Annotated in this window: 20 protein-coding genes; 16 read left to right on the top strand and 4 right to left on the bottom strand. The window is 54.3% G+C overall.

Annotated elements, in window-relative coordinates:
- Positions 1 to 43: 43 nt before the first annotated feature.
- The 3 genes from malM (at position 44) to ubiA (ending at position 2,653) form a co-directional block, all read left to right on the top strand.
- Positions 44 to 946, top strand: a complete 903-nt coding sequence (gene malM / locus KGP17_RS24890; protein WP_223498554.1) for a maltose operon protein MalM — start codon at positions 44 to 46, stop codon at positions 944 to 946.
- 301 nt (positions 947 to 1,247) lie between these two features.
- A complete protein-coding gene (ubiC, locus tag KGP17_RS24885) occupies positions 1,248 to 1,769 on the top strand; it encodes a chorismate lyase (RefSeq protein ID WP_021180819.1) in 522 nt (173 codons plus the stop codon).
- Positions 1,770 to 1,786: 17 nt separating this feature from the next.
- A complete protein-coding gene (gene ubiA, locus KGP17_RS24880) occupies positions 1,787 to 2,653 on the top strand; it encodes a 4-hydroxybenzoate octaprenyltransferase (protein WP_209529599.1) in 867 nt (288 codons plus the stop codon).
- Between the two features lie 69 nt (positions 2,654 to 2,722).
- Here ubiA and plsB read toward each other — a convergent pair whose 3' ends face one another.
- Positions 2,723 to 5,188, bottom strand: coding sequence for a glycerol-3-phosphate 1-O-acyltransferase PlsB (gene plsB / locus KGP17_RS24875; protein WP_223498553.1), 2,466 nt, complete (start codon positions 5,186 to 5,188; stop codon positions 2,723 to 2,725).
- 322 nt (positions 5,189 to 5,510) lie between these two features.
- Here plsB and KGP17_RS24870 point away from each other — a divergent pair, with 322 nt between their 5' ends.
- The 4 genes from KGP17_RS24870 to KGP17_RS24855 all read left to right on the top strand — a co-directional run bounded on the left by KGP17_RS24870 (position 5,511) and on the right by KGP17_RS24855 (position 8,579).
- Positions 5,511 to 5,879 carry a diacylglycerol kinase gene (locus KGP17_RS24870; RefSeq protein WP_021180816.1) on the top strand — a complete coding sequence of 123 codons (369 nt, stop codon included), beginning with the start codon at positions 5,511 to 5,513 and terminating at the stop codon, positions 5,877 to 5,879.
- A gap of 123 nt (positions 5,880 to 6,002) precedes the next feature.
- Positions 6,003 to 6,611 carry a transcriptional repressor LexA gene (gene lexA, locus KGP17_RS24865; RefSeq protein ID WP_021180815.1) on the top strand — a complete coding sequence of 203 codons (609 nt, stop codon included), beginning with the start codon at positions 6,003 to 6,005 and terminating at the stop codon, positions 6,609 to 6,611.
- A gap of 111 nt (positions 6,612 to 6,722) precedes the next feature.
- A complete protein-coding gene (gene dinF, locus KGP17_RS24860) occupies positions 6,723 to 8,063 on the top strand; it encodes an MATE family efflux transporter DinF (RefSeq protein WP_223498552.1) in 1,341 nt (446 codons plus the stop codon).
- A gap of 306 nt (positions 8,064 to 8,369) precedes the next feature.
- Positions 8,370 to 8,579, top strand: a complete 210-nt coding sequence (locus tag KGP17_RS24855) for a CsbD family protein (protein ID WP_024483982.1) — start codon at positions 8,370 to 8,372, stop codon at positions 8,577 to 8,579.
- Between the two features lie 115 nt (positions 8,580 to 8,694).
- On the opposite strand, the gene zur is transcribed toward KGP17_RS24855, so the two are convergent.
- Complete coding sequence (gene zur, locus KGP17_RS24850; RefSeq protein WP_024483981.1) at positions 8,695 to 9,204, bottom strand: zinc uptake transcriptional repressor Zur; 510 nt, start codon at positions 9,202 to 9,204, stop codon at positions 8,695 to 8,697.
- 220 nt (positions 9,205 to 9,424) lie between these two features.
- Here zur and KGP17_RS24845 point away from each other — a divergent pair, with 220 nt between their 5' ends.
- The 3 genes from KGP17_RS24845 (at position 9,425) to pspG (ending at position 11,538) form a co-directional block, all read left to right on the top strand.
- Positions 9,425 to 9,997, top strand: a complete 573-nt coding sequence (locus KGP17_RS24845) for a sugar O-acetyltransferase (RefSeq protein WP_209523947.1) — start codon at positions 9,425 to 9,427, stop codon at positions 9,995 to 9,997.
- A gap of 153 nt (positions 9,998 to 10,150) precedes the next feature.
- On the top strand, positions 10,151 to 11,161 hold the full coding sequence (gene dusA, locus KGP17_RS24840; RefSeq protein ID WP_024528008.1) for a tRNA dihydrouridine(20/20a) synthase DusA: 1,011 nt from the start codon (positions 10,151 to 10,153) through the stop codon (positions 11,159 to 11,161).
- 158 nt (positions 11,162 to 11,319) lie between these two features.
- Positions 11,320 to 11,538 carry an envelope stress response protein PspG gene (gene pspG / locus KGP17_RS24835; protein ID WP_021180810.1) on the top strand — a complete coding sequence of 73 codons (219 nt, stop codon included), beginning with the start codon at positions 11,320 to 11,322 and terminating at the stop codon, positions 11,536 to 11,538.
- 295 nt (positions 11,539 to 11,833) lie between these two features.
- Here pspG and KGP17_RS24830 read toward each other — a convergent pair whose 3' ends face one another.
- A complete protein-coding gene (locus KGP17_RS24830; protein ID WP_223498551.1) occupies positions 11,834 to 12,823 on the bottom strand; it encodes a quinone oxidoreductase in 990 nt (329 codons plus the stop codon).
- Between the two features lie 167 nt (positions 12,824 to 12,990).
- On the opposite strand from KGP17_RS24830, the gene dnaB reads away from it, so the two are divergent.
- On the top strand, positions 12,991 to 14,403 hold the full coding sequence (gene dnaB, locus KGP17_RS24825; RefSeq protein WP_024483977.1) for a replicative DNA helicase: 1,413 nt from the start codon (positions 12,991 to 12,993) through the stop codon (positions 14,401 to 14,403).
- Between the two features lie 17 nt (positions 14,404 to 14,420).
- Positions 14,421 to 15,500, top strand: a complete 1,080-nt coding sequence (gene alr, locus KGP17_RS24820) for an alanine racemase (RefSeq protein ID WP_179249246.1) — start codon at positions 14,421 to 14,423, stop codon at positions 15,498 to 15,500.
- An 87-nt stretch (positions 15,501 to 15,587) separates the two neighbouring features.
- Here the strand turns inward: alr and KGP17_RS24815 are convergent, their stop codons facing one another.
- Entirely contained in the window at positions 15,588 to 16,355 is a 768-nt protein-coding gene (locus KGP17_RS24815) for a transporter substrate-binding domain-containing protein (RefSeq protein ID WP_021180806.1), read from the bottom strand.
- Between the two features lie 224 nt (positions 16,356 to 16,579).
- Here KGP17_RS24815 and KGP17_RS24810 point away from each other — a divergent pair, with 224 nt between their 5' ends.
- The 4 genes from KGP17_RS24810 to KGP17_RS24795 all read left to right on the top strand — a co-directional run bounded on the left by KGP17_RS24810 (position 16,580) and on the right by KGP17_RS24795 (position 19,707).
- Positions 16,580 to 17,047, top strand: coding sequence for an Lrp/AsnC family transcriptional regulator (locus KGP17_RS24810; protein ID WP_115159942.1), 468 nt, complete (start codon positions 16,580 to 16,582; stop codon positions 17,045 to 17,047).
- Positions 17,048 to 17,121: 74 nt separating this feature from the next.
- Entirely contained in the window at positions 17,122 to 18,315 is a 1,194-nt protein-coding gene (locus tag KGP17_RS24805) for an amino acid aminotransferase (protein WP_223498550.1), read from the top strand.
- 245 nt (positions 18,316 to 18,560) lie between these two features.
- A complete protein-coding gene (locus KGP17_RS24800; protein WP_021180803.1) occupies positions 18,561 to 18,914 on the top strand; it encodes an MmcQ/YjbR family DNA-binding protein in 354 nt (117 codons plus the stop codon).
- 373 nt (positions 18,915 to 19,287) lie between these two features.
- The gene (locus KGP17_RS24795; protein WP_059199022.1) at positions 19,288 to 19,707 is read left to right on the top strand and encodes a DUF1090 domain-containing protein; all 420 of its coding nucleotides are present in this window, start codon (positions 19,288 to 19,290) and stop codon (positions 19,705 to 19,707) included.
- Positions 19,708 to 19,854 lie beyond the last annotated feature (147 nt).

Here is a 19,854-nt window from a genome sequence, read left to right as displayed (position 1 = left end):
TGCCCGCTGCCGGGATACACGCTCAAAGCGAGAGGGTATAACAATGAAAAAAAATCTACTGTCACTCTGCCTGTCTCTGGCGTTGACCGTCGGCGCACCGCTGGCGACCTATGCCGATACTCCGGCCAACGTTTCCGTCGCACCGGCCATCAGTGCCACTACCCTGCAAAGTTTGCCTTGGCAGCTGTTGGTACCGCCGGTGACCCAGGATGTCCAACTCAATAATGTCAGCCCGCAGATCAACCAGGGCCAGATCCAGGGGGCCGTTGCTGCATTTGCGCTGCCGGCCGATCGAGGATCGCTGGAAATCCAACTGAGCAGTCTGGCCAATAAAAACTCAATCTATGCTCCAAGCGTATTGGTGCTGGATGAACATATGCGCCCGGCGGCCTATTATCCGAGCAGCTATTTCGCTTACCAGCCACCGGGCGTGATGTCTGCCGATCGGTTGGAGGGCACATTGAAACTGACCCCTGCGCTGGGGCAAAAACAGATCTATCTGTTGGTGTACACCACCCAGCAGGATCTGGCTAAAACCACCATCCTGACCAACCCGGCCAAAGCCTACGCCCAAGGGGTGGGTAACGCGGTACCGGACATCCCGGATCCGATCGCCAGCCACAGTACTGGCGGCACGTTGAAGCTGAAGGTGACGGCAGAACAAGGGGCCAGCAACATCATGATTGGCATGCTGCAATCGGCTCCGGCAACGCCACCGGTCGTGGTGGGTGCCACCGCTCCGGCAGTTGCGGCTCCAGCACCGGTTGCCAGCGCACCGGCAGAGCCGATGCTCAATGACACCGAGGCTTACTTCAATAACGGCATCAAACAGGCAGTCAAGGCGGGGGATATCGATAAGGCGCTGAAACTGATGAATGAGGCCGAAAAACTGGGTTCCACCACCGCTCGTGAAACGTTTATTGGCAGCGTGAAAGGCAAGGGGTAATCCCCCACGCTACCGATGCTGGCTTGATGATTGGTGCGTTTCGGCGCACCTTTTTTCATCTGCCCACCCGCGTTTCCCCACTGATACCGAGCAGAGGGGGACTGCGTGGCGCCAACAGTACGAACTCTCTCGCGTTATGACATCTTCCACTACGACAGCCTGCCGTTTTACCCCCTGATAATGGGGGATGCGTTACGTCACGAATCTGCCTGCCGCTTTTGCGTTTCTGCGTTACAATGGATTTCTGTTAACAGTTTGTATGGCTTGGCGCGGCACGCAGCCTCCGGCCTGGAGTAGCATAATGTCTGACATTAGGGAGCCTATCCTGCCGCCTATTGAGTGGCTGTCTGAACATTCCTCAATACCTGCCGCCGTTAGCGATTGGCTGATGGAGTTAGGTTCCATGACCCGCCGTTTTGAGCGCCATTGTGGCCGTGTGCAGGTAGAACCACAGCGTGAATGCTTCATCACTCGTGACCAGCTTGCCGAAGAGGCGGTTCATCTGCCACACAGCGAGCGTTATTGGCTGCGTGAAATCGTTTTACTGGGTGACGGCGAGCCTTGGCTGCTGGGGCGTACGGTGATCCCACAGGAAACACTGACCGGGCCGGATCTGGCACTGGTCGATCTGGGGACGTTGCCACTGGGCCGTTATCTGTTCAGCAGTGAAAGCCTGACTCGTGATTATATCCATGTTGGCCAGCAGAAGGATCTGTGGGCGCGGCGTTCTCGCCTCCGTCTGGCGGGAAAACCATTGTTACTGACGGAACTGTTTCTACCGGCCTCTCCACTGTATGCGGTGGAAAAGGGCACTCCGGCATAATTAGGGGAGAAAGAACTTTGGAAGGGAGCGTGATTCAAAGCAAATGGCAGGCCTATTGCCATCTGATGCGTATCGATAAGCCGATTGGCACGCTATTGTTGCTGTGGCCCACCCTGTGGGCATTGTGGTTGGCAGGGGGGGGAGTTCCTTCGCCGTCGGTATTGCTGGTATTTGTGCTTGGCGTTTTCCTGATGCGTGCTGCGGGTTGCGTGGTGAATGACTATGCCGATCGCGCTTTCGATGGGCATGTGAAACGCACCGCAGGCCGCCCGATGCCGAGCGGCCGCGTCAGCGAAAAAGAGGCCAAGATCCTGTTTGTCTCGCTGGTGCTGGTTTCCTTTGCGCTGGTGCTGACGTTGAATGCGATGACCATCTGGCTGTCGCTGGCGGCTCTGGCGCTGGCCTGGGTTTACCCGTTTATGAAGCGGGTGACCAATCTGCCTCAGGTGGTGCTGGGGGCGGCGTTTGGCTGGTCGATCCCGATGGCCTATGCCGCTGTCAGCGAGTCGCTGCCACTGAGCTGCTGGTTGCTGTTTCTGGCCAATATCTGCTGGACGGTGGCTTACGATACCCTGTATGCCATGGTCGATCGTGATGACGATGTGAAGATTGGGATAAAATCCACCGCGGTGCTGTTTGGCCGCCATGACAAGCTGATCGTCGGGGTGTTGCAGTTTGCTACGCTGTTGCTGATGTTGTGGGTAGGTTATCTGATGCAACTGGGGGGCGCGTTTTACTGGTCGCTGTTGCTGGCCGGGGCGTTGTTTATCCATCAGCAAAAGCAGGTGGCTGGCCGCGATCGCGATGCCTGCTTCCGTGCCTTCCTGAATAACAACTACGTCGGCTTGGTGTTGTTCATCGGTATTGCGCTTAGCTACGTATGATTTGCCCAACGCAAAAAGTAAAAAGGCATCCATTAACGGATGCCTTTTTCGTGGTAACTGGCCTGTAAGTTACTCGTCTTCTTTTACGACTTCAGCTGTCAGCGCTGGGGTATTGGTTTCTTCCGGCATGCTGACGCTTTCGATGGTCAGCTTGATTTCCGGGGTGATCAGATCGCTCAACATGGTGTAAACCTCCATGGTGTGCTCGCGGATCGCATCGCCAATATCATTGATAAAGCCTTCTTCACGCAGCGTCGCCACCAAGGTGGAGAACACCGCCTTATCGAAGAATTCCGGCGCGTTGATGCCGTGCAGCACCGACAAACGCTGGGCCATAATGCGGCTCTCTTTCTCCAGGGCACCCCGGTTGATACTTGGGTTGGCGCTGAGGATCGACATGGTGATGGCATAGCGTTGCAGAGTTTCACGCACCCCGGCGGCCAACAGCTGCAACGGACGGATGCGCGCAGGGTTCAGCACCAGCTCATCGCCTTTGCTACAAATCAGCTGCTGACGTATCAGCTCTTCGATCAGCGGTTGCAGCACTTCGGCTAGCTGTTCTTTGTCGTAACGCAGGAACAGCTCGGCCTTCAGCATCGGATAGATCAGACTGACCTGACGCAGCAGCTCAACGCGCGACACGCGGCGGTGATGCATCACGATAGAGGCGATCAACGAAGGCAGTACCAACATATGATGGATATTGTTGCGATAGTACGTCATCAGCACCGCTTGCTCGCGCGGCAGAATGATGATGTCACCGATGTTGTCCTTCTCCACTTCAAACTTGTTCATGTTTAAAGCGTGATCCAGCAACTGGTCTGGCGTTTGCGCTGGTACGGTGGCGTCCGGTGCATATGGCACGTTACGCATTAACTGTAAGTAGCATTCCAACTGCTCAAGCAACTGCTCACGGGTCAGCGAACGTTGGCGTGAGGCCAGCAGCGCGGTGGAGCACAGGTTCATGGCGTTGGCGGCGGCAGCGTTGTTGATGCGCACCATGATCTGAGCCGCCAGATCGTTGACCGCTGGCGTCAGCCAGCTTGGGCGCTGTGCTTCGATCGGGTCGATAGACTCACGCCAATGCGGGACGTTGTGGTTCAGGTACGTAGTCAACGGCAGCGGTTCACCAAAGTTTACGTAGCCCTGGCCGAGGTTGCGTAGCTTGCGTAAGCCACGCACCATTTGCAGCAGGCTCTCTTTCTCTTTGGTCGCGCCACGCAGCTCTTTGGCGTAAGTACCTACTTCCATCACGTGCTCGTAACCGATATAAATCGGCACCAGGGTGATCGGACGTGTACCGCCACGCAGCATGGCCTGGATGGTCATCGACAGGGTGCCGGTTTTCGGTTCCAGCAGGCGGCCGGTACGAGAACGCCCGCCTTCAACAAAGTATTCCACCGAGTAACCACGGGTGAACAGCTCACCGAGGTATTCACGAAACACGGTTGAATAGAGTTTGTTGCCCTTGAAGGTGCGGCGAATAAAGAATGCGCCCAGGCGACGGAAGATCGGCCCGGCAGGCCAGAAGTTCAGGTTAATACCCGCTGCGATATGCGGTGGCACCAGCCCTTGATGGTAGAGCACATAGGACAGCAGCAGATAGTCCATATGGCTACGGTGACACGGCACATAGACGATCTCGTGACCATCCTGCGCCAGCTGACGCACACGCTCGGCGTTGGTGACGTTGATACCCTGATACAGCCGGTTCCAGGTCCAGCTCAACACGCGGTCGGACAGGCGCACCGTTTCATAGGAGAAATCGGCGGCAATCTCTTCCATCAGCGCAATCGCGTTCTGCTGGGCCTTTTCGTGGGAGATTTTTTTGCTGCGCGCTTCATCTTCGATCGCTTTTTCAATCGCCTTGGAGGCCAGCAGCTTGTTGAACAGATCCTGACGGGCTGGCAGGCTTGGCCCAACGGCGGCAAGGCGCTGGCGTGCAAAGTGCATACGTGCGACACGGGCCAGTTTTTGCGCGATGGTCTTATCGGTGCCGTGCTCTGTCGCCATCCGGCGTAGGGACACGGTGTTGGAGAAACGGACAAAGCTGTCGCGCCCCAGCCACAGTACAGCGAAGAACTTCTGTACGCCGTTCAGCAGGCGCAGGTGCGGCGTGCCGTGGCCTTCGCGCCCTGGGGAGCGGCCAAACATCACCGATACCGGCAACATCTGAATATCGAGATCCGGGTTGCTGCGGTGCAGATCCAGATAATCGTGGAACAGTTTTACCGATTCTTCTTTGGGGGTGTAATAGCGGAATACGCGTGGGCCATCGTGGATAAACACGTAGCTTGGCAGCACGGTGCCATCGATTTCCAACGGGTTAAGGGGATCGGGCAGATCTTGCGCCAGACACTGGGTGCGCAAGGTGAGTAAATCCGCCTTGGAATTATAAGGTAAAACATACAAAATCGGTCGTGAGGGATCCAACCCTAACTCCGTGACCGGATCTGTTGGGATAACCTTACTTCTTACCAACATTTTTAGTGGTAAGTTCAATATCTTATAATAGATTTTACGCCAACCTGACATGACAACGTGAAGCCTCTTGTTAGCAATTCGCCGCAAGCATACCAGAAACCGGGTAGCAGATCTGTGGCGTTGGGAAATCCACGGCCATTCACGGCAATGGAAGTACATAGTTGAATTATACCTGATGGATATCAAATTGGCCGCTCTAGCGCACTCATGCGCGCGCGGCATTGGTACGACATAGCTAGGTGATTAAGGTATTCCAACCTTGCTGTATACTGCGCTGCGATAAAAATGTGATTGGGCTGGCAAATCTGTCTGGAACGTTGCGGCTGCAACACGACGGGTACATGATCCATCTTGGAGAAAGGCGTTCTTAACTATGGCAAATCAAGCAACTGGCCTGACGCGTATCATTAAAGCGGCAGGCTATTCCTATAAAGGTTTAACCGCTGCCTGGCAGAACGAAGCCGCATTCCGTCAGGAACTGGTGGCGACGGTGGTGGCTATCATCGTGGCGGTTTGGCTGGATGTGGGAGCGATAGCGCGCATCTTGTTGATCGGCTCGGTGCTGCTGGTGATGATTGTCGAAATCCTCAACAGTGCGATTGAGGCCGTTGTCGATCGCGTGGGGACGGAATATCACGAGCTTTCCGGGCGGGCCAAAGATATGGGCTCGGCGGCGGTATCGCTGGCAATCATTCTGGCGCTGTTCGTTTGGGCTTCGGTACTTTGGCAGCATTTGGCGTGAAAACCAGCGGGTATCGTTGCGATCACGCTCGCTACCTGCTGATTTTTATTTATTCTTCGGTTCCCAATCCAGACTTAGCTGTATATACTCACAGCAAGACTGTATAAACAAACAGGGGGCGGAATGAAAGCACTAACTACCAGACAGCAAGAGGTCTACGACCTGATTCGCGATCATATTTCGCAAACGGGCATGCCACCGACGCGTGCCGAGATCGCAATGCGCCTGGGGTTCCGCTCACCAAATGCTGCAGAAGAGCACTTGAAAGCACTGGCTCGCAAAGGCGTTATCGAGATCATCTCCGGTGCATCACGCGGTATCCGCTTGCTGATGGAAGATGAAGAGGGGTTACCTCTGGTGGGCCGTGTGGCTGCCGGTGAACCTCTGTTGGCTCAGCAGCACATTGAAGGGCACTATAAGGTGGACCCTTCACTGTTCAAGCCTAATGCCGATTTCCTGCTGCGCGTTAGCGGCATGTCGATGCGCGACATCGGCATCCTGGATGGCGATCTGCTGGCAGTGCATAAGACTCAAGACGTACGCAACGGCCAGGTCGTCGTCGCCCGCATTGAAGACGAGGTCACGGTCAAACGCCTGAAGAAACACGGTAACGTCGTCGAACTGCTGCCAGAAAACAGCGAATTCCAACCGATCGTGGTCGATCTGCGCCAGCAGAACTTCACCATCGAAGGCCTGGCGGTGGGTGTGATCCGCAACGGCGACTGGATCTAACCGTTTTACCTCGTATTACAGCCCTTTAAAACGGCAAACCTCGCCCCAACTCTGGGGCGATGTCATTTCTAAGCTACGCTAAAATCCATGCTTGTACGGGAACATATCGCCATGCGCCTGCTTTCTGCCTTCACCAGTGACACCGACAAAGCTCTGTGGCGTCTGGCGTTGCCGATGATCTTCTCCAATATTACCGTCCCCTTGCTTGGCCTGGTGGATACCGCCGTTATCGGTCATCTCGATAGCCCTAGCTACCTTGGCGGGGTCGCGGTGGGATCAATGGCCACCAGCTTCCTGTTTATGTTGTTGTTGTTCCTGCGTATGAGCACCACCGGGCTGACGGCGCAGGCGCTGGGGGCGCAAGATCCCTACCGGCTGGCTCGCGCATTTATGCAGCCGTTATTGTTGGCGCTGGTGGCCGGGCTGGCGATTGTGCTGTTGCGAGCCCCGTTGATCACCTTGGCGCTGAACATTGTGGGGGGCGATCGGGAAGTATTGGTTCAGGCCAGGCTATTTTTGGAGATCCGCTGGCTGAGTGCCCCGGCGGCGTTGGCCAATATGGTGTTGCTCGGTTGGTTGCTGGGAGTTCAATACGTGAGGGCGCCGGTGATCCTGTTGATTGTCGGTAACCTGCTGAACATCGTGCTGGATATCTGGCTGGTAATGGGGCTGGGTTGGAACGTGCAGGGGGCTGCAACTGCCACGGTGATTGCGGAGTACGCCACGCTGTTGCTGGGTTTGTGGTTAGCATGGCGGGTACTACGCATGCGGGGGATTTCGCTGGCAATGCTGCGAACCGCGTGGCGTGGGGATATGCGCCGCCTGTTGGCACTTAACCGCGACATCATGCTGCGTTCGTTATTACTGCAACTGTGTTTCGCTTCGTTGACCATTCTGGGAGCCCGCATGGGCGGAGAGGTGGTGGCGGTGAATGCGGTGCTGATGAATCTGCTGACCTTTACCGCCTATGCTCTGGATGGTTTTGCCTACGCGGTGGAAGCCCATTCCGGCCACGCCTATGGTGCGCGGGACGGGCGGCAACTGCGTAAAGTATGGCGTGCCGCCTGTCGGCAGGCTTGCCTGGTTGCCTGTGGTTTTGCCGTTATTTATCTGTTCGCCGGGCAGCAGATTGTGGCGGGCTTAACCTCGCTGCCGGAGTTGCGTGCGCTGGCAAATCATTATCTGCCCTGGCAGGTGGTGCTGCCTCTGGTGGGGGTTTGGTGCTATCTGCTGGATGGCATGTTTATCGGCGCCACCCGTGGCGCAGAAATGCGTAACAGCATGGCGGTAGCCGCAGTGGGCTACGGGCTGACGTTGTTCACCCTGCCGGTATTGGGCAACCACGGTTTATGGCTGGCTCTGGCGGTATTCCTGGCACTGCGCGGGGCTGCTTTGGGCTGGGTTTGGCACCGTCATAGCGTGCAAGGCACCTGGTTTTCATCCCCTAACTAGCGATACATAGGCCAGACTAGTTGATGATTCTGGATGGGTATTCACATTTGGTTACATGTGTTGAGGGCTGTTTTGCTTCGCTTGCTTACTGTTTTAACGGCGTTTTTTGCTATTGAGACTTTTCCTAACCCTATTTCATGCTGCTTTTCGGGTGCTTTTCGTGATGGGTGACTATAGTTAATCACGTGGCTGGCGAATTAAGCCCGCGCTTAATTGGCAACGGACGCATTAGATAACCTTAAATTTGACTCAGTTAAGTCCAGCCAGATTTATCTAAAACTGACAACCAAGAGTAACGGAGAGATTATGAACAAAGATCAAGCCGACGGTAACTGGAAGCAGTTTAAAGGTAAAGTGAAGGAAAAATGGGGCAAGCTGACCGATGACGATATCACCGTGATCGAAGGGAAACGCGAACAGCTGGTCGGTAAAATCCAGGAACGCTATGGCTACCAGAAAGAGGCAGCCGAAAAAGAAGTCAAAGCCTGGGAAGAACACAGCAAGTATCGTTGGTAGCGCGATGAGCCGCTGAGTATTGCGGCGCTACGACACCATCCGGCCTGGCAGATTTCCCCCCTGCTACGGCCACGGGAACAAGGATGTACCCGCTCCCTCCTGCAACCCAATCCGCTTATTTTTTCTTCACCACAATGCTGTGGTCATGATCGCAATCGTGTTGGTTTTCACAATTTTCTACCACCACACAGGCAGAACACAGACCGTGGGCTTCCACTACGCTGTGGCGCAGCACAAACCCTGATTCTTGAGCCAGTTTCTGCAAGGTTTCTTCCACCCCTTCGGTAGTACGCTCCGTGACCTGTCCGCAGCGATCGCAGATAAACAGGGCGGAGGTATGCATCGGCTGTTCGAAGTGGTGGCACAGCACATAGCTGTTTGCCGATTCAACGCGGTGGATAAATCCCTGTTCCAGCAAGAAATCCAGTGCACGATAGACCGTAGGTGGCTTGGCCTGCGGCTCTGCCACACGCAGTAAATCCAGCAAATCGTAAGCGCTGATGGCGCCGGGTTGCTCAGCCATCAGGCGTAACACTTCCAGCCGTTGCGGGGTCAGTCGCACGTTGCGTTGCTGACAGAGTTGTTCAGCCTGCGCGAGCAGCTTTTCCTGGTTGGTTGAGTTCATGGCAATTATCCGGCTATGCAAAGAAGCCGATTTTATCATGTTTCAACGCAATCGCCGAGGGTTGCCCCGCTTTCCCTGGATAACGCAGCAAATCGGGCGATTTTGCGCAGCAAGACTAGGCACAATGAGATGTGGATCACGATTTGCCGCTTTATGTCATAGGCTCCACTCGGGCACGGCGGTATAACCCGTAAGGTGTCAAACCTTTCAGGAGCCTGGGATGTCAGAAAGAGAGAAATTGCTGCGTGGTGAGGTATATAACAGCCGTGATGATGAGCTGATTGCCATGTACCATCGGGCGAGGAGCCTGACTAAACAGCTCGCAGCGTTGGACTCACCTCAGTCTGAAGAGAAACAGCGTCTGTTGCGTGAGTTGTTTGCAGCATGGGGTGATGACAGCTGGATTGAATTACCGTTCTGGTGCGACTATGGCCAGCATATCAGCATTGGCAGGAATTGCTTTATCAACGTCAATGCGGTGTTTCTTGACTGCAACACCATCACCATTGGTGATAACACGCTGATTGGCCCAAACGCGCAAATCTACACGCCAAGCCACCCGCTCAAGGCCAGCGAGCGGTTTACCGGCAATGCCGATTTTCCGTTCCATACCTCAGCCAAGCCGGTGGTGATTGGCAGTAACGTCTGGATTGGCGGCAACGTGGTGATCCTGCCTGGCGTCACCATTGGTCATGGCACTACCATCGGCGCAGGCAGCGTGGTGACCGAGGATATTCCGGCTAACGTGTTGGCGCTTGGGCAGCCGTGTCGCGTGATCCGACAATTGGAATAGGGCCGAGAGAAAACGTTACCGCTCTGAGATCCTAATCAGAATGAACGACGGTTTCCCCAAGACCGTCGATTGCCGTTATAATAGCCATTTGCGGCATCGGCACAACGCGCTGATTGTCGAGTCCCGGACTTATCAGGTAGCCAGTAACTCAGCATGACGAAAGATATTAATAATACCCAATACGCCGCCAATCGTTTTTCCATTGCCCCTATGCTGGACTGGACCGATCGCCATTGCCGTTACTTCCATCGCCTGCTGAGCAAGGAAACGTTGCTGTACACCGAAATGGTGACCACCGGCGCGATCATCCACGGTAAAGGTGACTATCTGGCATACAGCGAGGAAGAGCACCCCGTGGCTTTGCAGCTAGGGGGCAGCGATCCGGCAGCACTGGCGCACTGTGCCAAACTGGCGGAACAGCGTGGCTATGACGAGATCAACCTTAATGTCGGTTGCCCGTCGGATCGGGTACAAAACGGCATGTTTGGTGCTTGTCTGATGGGGCAGGCGACCTTGGTGGCCGACTGTATCAAGGCGATGCGCGACGTGGTGTCGATCCCGGTGACGGTAAAAACCCGTATTGGCATTGATGATCAGGACAGCTATGAGTTCCTGTGCGATTTTATCTCTACCGTTGCCGGGCGTGGGGAATGCGATATGTTCACCATTCATGCCCGTAAAGCCTGGCTTTCCGGCCTGAGCCCGAAAGAAAACCGTGAAGTCCCTCCGTTGGACTATCCGCGTGTTTATCAGTTGAAACGTGACTTCCCGGCGTTGACCATTGCGATCAACGGCGGCGTGAAAACGCTGGAAGAAGCCCAACAGCACCTGCAGCATCTGGACGGTGTGATGATGGGGCGCGAGGCGTACCAAAATCCTGGCATTCTGGCGCGGGTGGACAGCGAGATTTTCGGCCGCCAGAGCGAGGTGATGGACAGCGTGGCGATTATCGAATCGCTGTATCCGTACATCGAGCGCGAGCTAGCGAACGGAACCTATCTGGGTCACATCACTCGCCATATTCTTGGCCTGTTCCAGGGCATTCCTGGCGCGCGGCAGTGGCGCCGCCATCTGAGTGAAAATGCCCATAAGCCAGGGGCCGATGTGCGCACCGTCGAACAGGCTTTGGCATTGGTGCGCTCACCTCGCACTGAAATGGCATAATCGGCAAAAAATTTGACTAAAAGTTGGTTTTTTTGACCAATGGCGCCACCGGTTGTGGCGCTATTTTTATATAATTTCAATAAGTTATCATTGACTTCAAGTTGGCACGTTTCTTGTAAAGAACAAGACAGACCTATTGTTTTGCCAAGGAGCAACCCATGTTAGAACTGTTCTTTCTGATCGGCTTTGTCGCCATGCTGCTGGTAACGGGTATTTCACTGCTGGGCGTGATGGCTGCGTTATTTGTGGCCGCGGCTTTTATGCTGCTGGGCGGGCTGTTTGCCATGGTGTTTAAACTGCTGCCGTGGCTGATCCTGGCGGTGGTTGGCGTGTGGATATACCGTTCTATGCAGAAACCACAGATACGGCGCTATTAATATTTTTTGCCGAAATATCAGTCAGTCACGCTGAAACTCACTAGGCAGATTGCTTGCCAGTGTGGCGGGGATCACAGCTTGATGTTTTAAATGCGAATGCGGCACATTAATCATATTTTTTACTTATCGAGGCTGCTAGGATGGCTCCGCAGCAGTGATGCTAATCATTTTCATCACCGCGAGAGCTGACAAGAGTGTTGCTTGAAGCAACCCCCATCTCTGGCGGACTCTGCTCTACCCCTACAAAGCGCTGTAAACTAGAAAGGGCCCCTTATGAGGCCCTTTCTTTTTGCTGCTACAGGCCAGGGATCAGCAGGCTGGAACCGCTGGTCTGGCGGCTTTCCAGGATCTGGTGTGCCCGCTGGGCATCTGCCAACGCAAACTTTTGTGTTTCCTTCACGTCAACGTTGATCGCACCACTGCCTATCAGCGAAAACAGCTCGTTACTGGCAAACTGCAATTCCTGGCGGTTGGTGATGTAACCGTTGAGTGAAGGGCGGGTGACGTACAGCGAGCCTTTCTGATTGAGTAACGCCAGATCGACGCCGGTAACCGGGCCGGAGGCATTACCAAAGCTCACCATCAGCCCGCGGCGCTTCAGGCTGTTCAAAGAGTCCTGCCAGGTACTTTGCCCTACGGAGTCATAGACCACGTTAACCTTTTCGCCGTTGGTCAGTTCAGCTACGCGCTGGGCAATGTTTTCCTGGCGATAATTGATGGTAGCCCAGGCTCCGGCACGCAAGGCAAGCTCTGCTTTTTCATCTGAACCCACGCTGCCGATCAGTTTGGCACCCAACGCTTTGGCCCACTGACAGGCGATCAGCCCGACGCCCCCTGCGGCGGCATGGAACAGGAACACCTCTCCTGGCTTGATCTCATAGGTTTGTCGCAGCAGATAATGTACGGTCAACCCTTTGAGGAACGAGGCAGCACCCTGTTCGAAAGTGAGGTTATCCGGCAGGAAAGCTATCTTTTCCAGCGGGACGTTGTGAACTTCGCTATAGGCACCCAGTGCGGACTGGGCATAAACCACGCGATCGCCCGGTTTGACCGCGCTGACACCTGCCCCGACCTTGATGACTACCCCAGCCGCTTCGGTACCTAACCCGCTAGGGAAGTTTGCCGGTGGGTACAGGCCGCTACGTACGTAGGTATCGATATAGTTGATACCGATCGCCTTGTTCTCGACCTGAACCTCCCCCGCAGCGGGATCGACAGGAGTAAAATCAACATACTGCAGCACTTCTGGGCCGCCGGTGGCGGAGAATTGGATGCGTTTTGACATGTCGCTACCTCGTTTAAATGGCTGTTTTCACCCTACGCTTATCAGCCCACACTATCTAGCTCGTTGCGCAGTGATTAATCCTTTTTTGCGCAGGGAATCATGACTGAAAATCACGTATACTCTTGCGTCAGCTACCCCCATTCGCAACTGAATAAAGAATAGGCTTCATGGCAGGCAAAAAACCAACCAACAAGACAAACACGTACGAACCCAGAGACCGCCAGATGGAAGGGCTGAAGATGCCGCCACATTCGCTGGAGGCGGAGCAGTCCGTGTTGGGCGGTTTGATGCTGGATAACGAACGCTGGGATAACGTGGCGGAGCGCGTGGTCGCCAACGACTTCTTCAGCCGTCCACACCGCCTGATCTTTACCGAAATGCAGCGTCTGCTGGAGATGAGCCGGCCCATCGACCTGATCACGCTGTCCGAATCGTTGGAACAGAGGGGCGATCTGGAAACGGTGGGCGGTTTTGCCTATCTGGCAGAATTATCGAAAAACACCCCAAGTGCGGCCAACATTGGTGCATATGCCGACATCGTACGTGAACGTGCGGTAGTTCGTGAAATGATCTCCGTCGCCAACGAAATCGCCGATGCGGGTTACGATCCGCAAGGGCGCAGTAGCGAAGATCTGCTCGATCTGGCGGAATCCCGGGTATTCCAGATCGCGGAAAACCGTGCCAGCAAAGATGAAGGCCCCAAAGGTATCGAACGTATTCTGGAAGATACCGTCGCCCGCATTGAACAGCTCTATCAGCAGCCGCACGACGGTGTTACCGGCGTAGACACCGGCTATCACGATCTCAACAAGAAAACCGCCGGTCTGCAAAAGTCTGACCTGATCATCGTCGCGGCCCGTCCGGCAATGGGTAAAACCACCTTCGCGATGAACCTGTGCGAACATGCCGCGATGACGCAGGATAAACCGGTGCTGATCTTCAGCCTGGAGATGCCCTGCAACCAGATTATGATGCGTATGCTGGCCTCGCTGTCGCGCGTGGATCAGACCCGTATCCGTACCGGTCAACTGGATGACGAGGATTGGGCGCGGATCTCGAGCACCATGGGGATCCTGCTGGAGAAGCGCAATATGTATATTGACGACTCCTCTGGCCTGACGCCTACCGAAGTGCGCTCCCGCGCGCGGCGTATTTTCCGTGAACATGACGGGATCAGCCTGATCATGATCGACTACCTGCAGTTGATGCGCGTGCCGTCACTCTCCGACAACCGTACCTTGGAGATTGCTGAAATTTCCCGCTCGCTCAAAGCGTTGGCGAAAGAGCTGCAGGTGCCGGTGGTGGCACTGTCGCAGTTGAACCGTAGCCTGGAACAGCGCGCCGATAAGCGCCCGGTTAACTCCGACCTGCGTGAATCTGGCTCCATCGAGCAGGATGCCGACCTGATTATGTTCATCTACCGTGATGAGGTTTATCACGAGAACAGCGATCTGAAAGGGATTGCCGAAATTATTCTGGGTAAGCAGCGTAACGGCCCGATTGGTACCGTACGCCTGACCTTTAACGGCCAGTGGTCACGCTTCGATAACTATGCGGGGCCACAATATGATGACGAATAATCAGCTAAGGAATTGAAATGAAAGCGGCAACTGCTGTTATCGACCGCCGCGCCCTGCGACACAACCTGCAACAGATCCGTCGCCTGGCGCCGCAAAGCCGCCTGATTGCCGTGGTGAAAGCCAACGCCTATGGACATGGCCTGTTGGAAACGGCTCATACCTTGCAAGATGCCGACTGTTACGGCGTAGCGCGTATCGGCGAAGCATTGATGCTGCGTGCCGGTGGCATCGTTAAACCGATCCTGCTGCTGGAAGGTTTTTTCTGTGCTGAAGATTTGCCCGCGCTGGTGGCGAATAATATCGAAACCGCCGTTCACAGCATCGAACAGCTTGAAGCGCTGGAGCAGGTTGAACTGGCGCACCCGGTATCGGTATGGATGAAGCTCGATAGCGGTATGCATCGTCTGGGCGTGCGTCCGGAACAGGCAGAGGCGTTCTACCAGCGTTTGAGCGCCTGTCGCAACGTGGTTCAGCCTGTCAATATCATGAGCCACTTCAGCCGCGCCGACGAGCCCTTGGTGGATGCTACCGAAAAGCAAATCAGCTGCTTTGAGCATTTCGCCAACGATAAGCCGGGCCTGAAGTCGATCGCTGCTTCCGGCGGGATCTTGCTGTGGCCACAGGCTCATCGTGACTGGGTACGCCCGGGGATTATCCTGTATGGCGTATCCCCGTTGGAGAAACCCTACGCCGATCATTTTGGGCTGCAACCAGCCATGACGCTGAAATCCAGCCTGATCGCGGTGCGTGAGCATCGAGCTGGTGAACCGGTGGGCTACGGCGGGCTATGGGTGAGTGAACGAGATACCCGCCTGGGCGTAGTGGCGATGGGCTATGGCGACGGTTATCCACGCAGTGCGCCTTCTGGCACGCCGATATGGCTGAACGGACGTGAAGTACCGATCGTCGGCCGCGTCTCCATGGATATGATTTCCGTCGATCTGGGGCCGGATGCCAGCGATAAGGTGGGTGATGAAGTGGTTTTGTGGGGCAATGAGCTGCCGGTTGAACGGGTGGCTGCCTTTAGCGGCATCAGCGCCTATGAGCTGATCACCAAGCTGACCCAGCGCGTCACGATGGAATATATCGGCGAGTAACTTCCCCAACTTTCTCACTACTGCGTAGGGGCGCCGCATGTGCGCCCGCTTAACGTATGCGATGCTAAAGTCAGGTGAGGAGGAGCTTTACTTCTTCACTGCCAGCCACTGGCCGATAATCTTCTGATACTCCCCGCTGGCCTTGCTCAAGTGCAGCCACTGATCGACATACAGCTTCCAACTCATATCATCACGCGGCAACATATAGGCCTTCTCACCGTACTGCATCGGCTTATCCGGGTTCACCGCACACAGCTTGGGATAACGTTTCTGCTGGTACAGGGCTTCGGAGGCATCGGTGATCATCACGTCGGCCTTGCGATCCACCAACTGCTGGAAAATGCCCATATTATCGTGGGACAGCGTCAGGTTGGCCTTGGGCAGATGAGCACGGACAAAGGCTTCGTTAGTGCCACCGGCAGGCTCGATCAGCCGCACCGCAGGTTTGTTAATCTGCTCAATGGTGCGGTATTTTTTCACGTCGGTACAACGTACCAGCGGGATCTTGCCGTCGGTATCAAGCCGCTCGGCAAAAAACACCTGCTTCTGGCGTTCCAGCGTCACTGAGATCCCCCCCATGGCGATATCACATTTCCCGGCCACGAAGTCAGGCGTCAGGGTTTTCCAGGTGGTTTTTACCCATTTCACTTTGGCCCCCAGACTGTTGGCCAGCGACTCGGCCATAGCGATATCAATGCCTTCGTAGCTGCCATCCTCTTTCAGGAAGGTGTAGGGCTTGTAATCGCCGGTGGTACAGACCGTCAGCGTTTTTTGCTGCAATACCTTGTCCAGATTGGATTGTGCGCTGGCGCTCCCGGTGGCGACCAGCAAGGCGAGAGGCAATAGTTTTTTCATCAAATTTCCTTTTCATGTCGACAAATACATTTGTGGTTTTATGCGCGGTTTTGCCGTTAATTGTTGTTGGTTTGCGTAATTTGGCCGTTTTTTATGCCATTTCTGAGCAAGGAAGCTGGCTTTGCTGCTATGTCTCTCACAACCCGCCAGCACCGATGGTTGCAAGACTAAAAAAGCTGCTAGTCTGTAGCGTCAACATTTATTAACACATTTTACAGGTGGCTATGTACAACATTGACGATTTTGATATGAAAATCCTGACGCTGTTACAGGCCAATGGCCGTCTGACCAATCAGGAACTGAGCGAACTGGTCGGGCTTTCGGCCTCGCAATGCTCGCGCCGCCGTATCAGCCTGGAGCAGGCCCAGTTGATCAAAGGGTATCACGCCAGGTTGGCACCGGAGGCGATGGGATTAGGACTGGTGGGGCTGATAGAGGTAAGCCTGCTGACCCATACCCAAGAGCAGATCGACAGTTTCCATCAGATGCTGGCAGAAGTGGACGCAATTGTTGACGTTTATAAAACTACCGGCGATGCCGACTACCTGCTGAAAGTGGCGGTAGCAGACCTGCCAGCGTTAAGTGAGTTTATCAGCCAGACGCTGTCCCGCCATAAAAGCGTCGGGCATATCAAAACGGCGGTGGTGCTGGAACGGATCAAAGAAAACGGTTTGCTTCCGGTGACCAGATAAAGCTAAAACCCAACGCCGATTTGTGGCTATATTAGGGACTGTGCCCGAACAACCAAAATCAGGAGAACCAACCCGTGTTCCAGAATGTTGAAGCCTATGCAGGTGACCCGATCCTGTCGCTGATGGAAAAATTCAAAAAAGATCCCCGTGCGCACAAGGTGAACCTGAGTATTGGCCTTTACTACAATGAGCAAGGCATCATCCCACAGATGAAGGCCGTTGCCGCTGCTGAAGCCCAACTTAACAGCGTTGAACAGGGGGCCTCGGTCTACCTGCCGATGGAAGGCCTACAGCCTTACCGTAGCGCAATCCAGCAACTGTTATTTGGTGCTGAACACCCCATGCTGCAACAAGGGCGCATTGCCACCGTTCAAACCGTGGGCGGTTCTGGTGCGTTGAAAGTGGGGGCTGACTTCCTGAAAAGCTATTTCCCGGACTCTCAGGTTTGGGTCAGCGATCCGACTTGGGAAAACCACGTGGCCATCTTTGGTGGCGCCGGTTTCAAAGTGAATACTTACCCCTATTTCGACGGTGAAAAACTGGGGGTGAAATTTGATGCCATGCTGAGCACGCTGCAACAGCTGCCGGCCAAGAGCATTGCCCTGCTGCATCCTTGCTGTCATAACCCGACCGGTTCCGATCTCACCAATGCCCAGTGGGATCAGGTGGTTAAAGTGATCGCCGAACGTGAACTGATCCCGTTCCTCGACATCGCCTATCAAGGCTTTGGCGGCGGAATGGATCAGGATGCCTACGCCATTCGTGCCATTGCGGCTGCCGGTTTGCCGTGCCTGGTGAGCAACTCATTCTCGAAAATCTTCTCACTGTACGGTGAGCGCGTGGGTGGGCTTTCTGTAGTGTGTGAAAGCAGCGAAGCCGCCGAGCGTGTGCTGGGGCAGCTGAAAGCGACCGTGCGCCGTAACTACTCCAGCCCACCGAACTTCGGTGCTCAGGTGGTGGCAAAAGTGCTGAACGATGCGCAGTTGAAAGCGCAATGGTTGGCCGAAGTGGAGTCCATGCGCAGCCGTATTCTGGAGATGCGTAAAGCGCTGGTCGAAACGCTCAAGGGCGCGTTGCCACAGCGTAACTTCGATTACCTGCTCGAGCAGCGCGGCATGTTCAGCTACACCGGCTTCAGCGCGGCTCAGGTTGACCGGCTGCGTGAAGAGTTCGGTGTCTATCTGATCCACAGCGGTCGTATGTGTGTGGCGGGCCTGAACCACAATAACGTTCGTCAAGTGGCCGAGGCCTTTGCCGCGGTGCAGTAACGACCTGAATGCAGTGATTTTAGGGGCGATAGCGATATCGCCCCTTGTTGTTTCTGCGTGCTGGCGGTTGCCGCCAACTGGATAAAGAATATACTGACTGAGGGCGCTGAGATTTTTCTCATGCGCCATCAAGCCTTGCTTTCAGCGACCAGGCGCGGTTCTCTATCTGACTGGCAGGGTATCTGGCTGGTAACAGCATACTCACAGTGGTTCGCGCCGCATTGTGTCTTTCGGGAAATAACCCAATGAATAACTCAGCACTGCTGGAATACTGCATGGCGAAACCTGGCGCACACCAAAGCGATCAAAACCAATGGCAGGCCAGCCAGATCAAGGTGGGTGATGTCATGTTCGCTATGGTGTGTGAAGTGCAGGGTCGCCCAGCGTTGGCGATCAAAAGCAGCCCGGAGCTGGCAGAAAGCCTACGTGAGCAGCATCCGGAAATCGTCCCCTGCGAACATTTGAATAAAGCCCATTGGAACGCGGTATTTCTGGACGGCAACTTGCCCAATTCGCAGTTTTATCATTTGATCGACAGCTCATATCGTTTGGTGCTGGAAGGGTTGCCCGATCAGGTGCGCCAAGAGCTGCGCATTTGAATTTATAGGTGGCCAGGCCTGTTGGCTCAAGAGTGGCGACAGGCCAGAGGACTACGCCCCCGATACCTATGGGGTAATTTTATTTTGTAGGCCAATATCGTTTACTGCGTTATTTAGTTCTGAGAAACAGGATTGGCAAGGTTTTTTTTGGGTTAATTCCACTAATTTTATTATTTTCTATTAATCGGTGAATATTTAAATTTTGATAAAAACAGGGTGGTAATTTATTTTAAATAGCACGGAGCTGTTAATTAAGAGAGTTCTCATTGGAATATAAATTATGACTGTGTTATTAATGCGTCTATATCAATCTGCTTAAAGGCAAATAAGGATAAGGGATCTGTAGGGGAACCTACTAAAAGGAAATTTAATTATGAAACTGCATCATTCAATATTTCTCGTACTGCCACTGCTCGTTTATTCCTCATTATCATTGGCGGCGCCCAATTGTGCAATAAAAGAACAAAAACTGCGAGAGCAGCTCGAGTACGCGACGCGTTATGGCAATGTCCATCGTGTTGAGGGGCTGAATCGGGCCTTGGCCAATGTGCAGACCTACTGCCACGGTGGTTACAAAGGCCGTTATAATAGATACGATTATGCACCTGCCACTCAGCCGTTCGAATTCGATCGCCAGTATGAAATTGCCAAGAAGCAACGTAAGGTAGAGAAAAGAAAACAAGAGCTATATGAAGCACAGCTCAAAGGCAAACCGAGCAAAATTGCTAAGCGACAGAGAAAATTAGCTGAGGCCGAATTTGAACTGAAGCAGGTGGAGTCATGGGGAAGGTAGCCTTGCCGATATGAGTATATTTTAGCTGCAGATAAATAATGCTGAATTTGGGTGGTGAGAGTTATTTCACCACTGCGCGGCACTTACATATCCGTGTGATAGTTAAAACCCCAAATCCGCTCCTGCCATTCTAAGGTGGAAACGTAT

The sequence above is a fragment of the Serratia sp. JSRIV001 genome, from assembly GCF_019968745.1.
GTDB classification, from domain to species: domain Bacteria; phylum Pseudomonadota; class Gammaproteobacteria; order Enterobacterales; family Enterobacteriaceae; genus Chania; species Chania fonticola_B.
The sequence above is the reverse complement of the archived record's forward strand: the minus strand, read 5'-3'. Positions and strand labels throughout refer to the sequence as shown.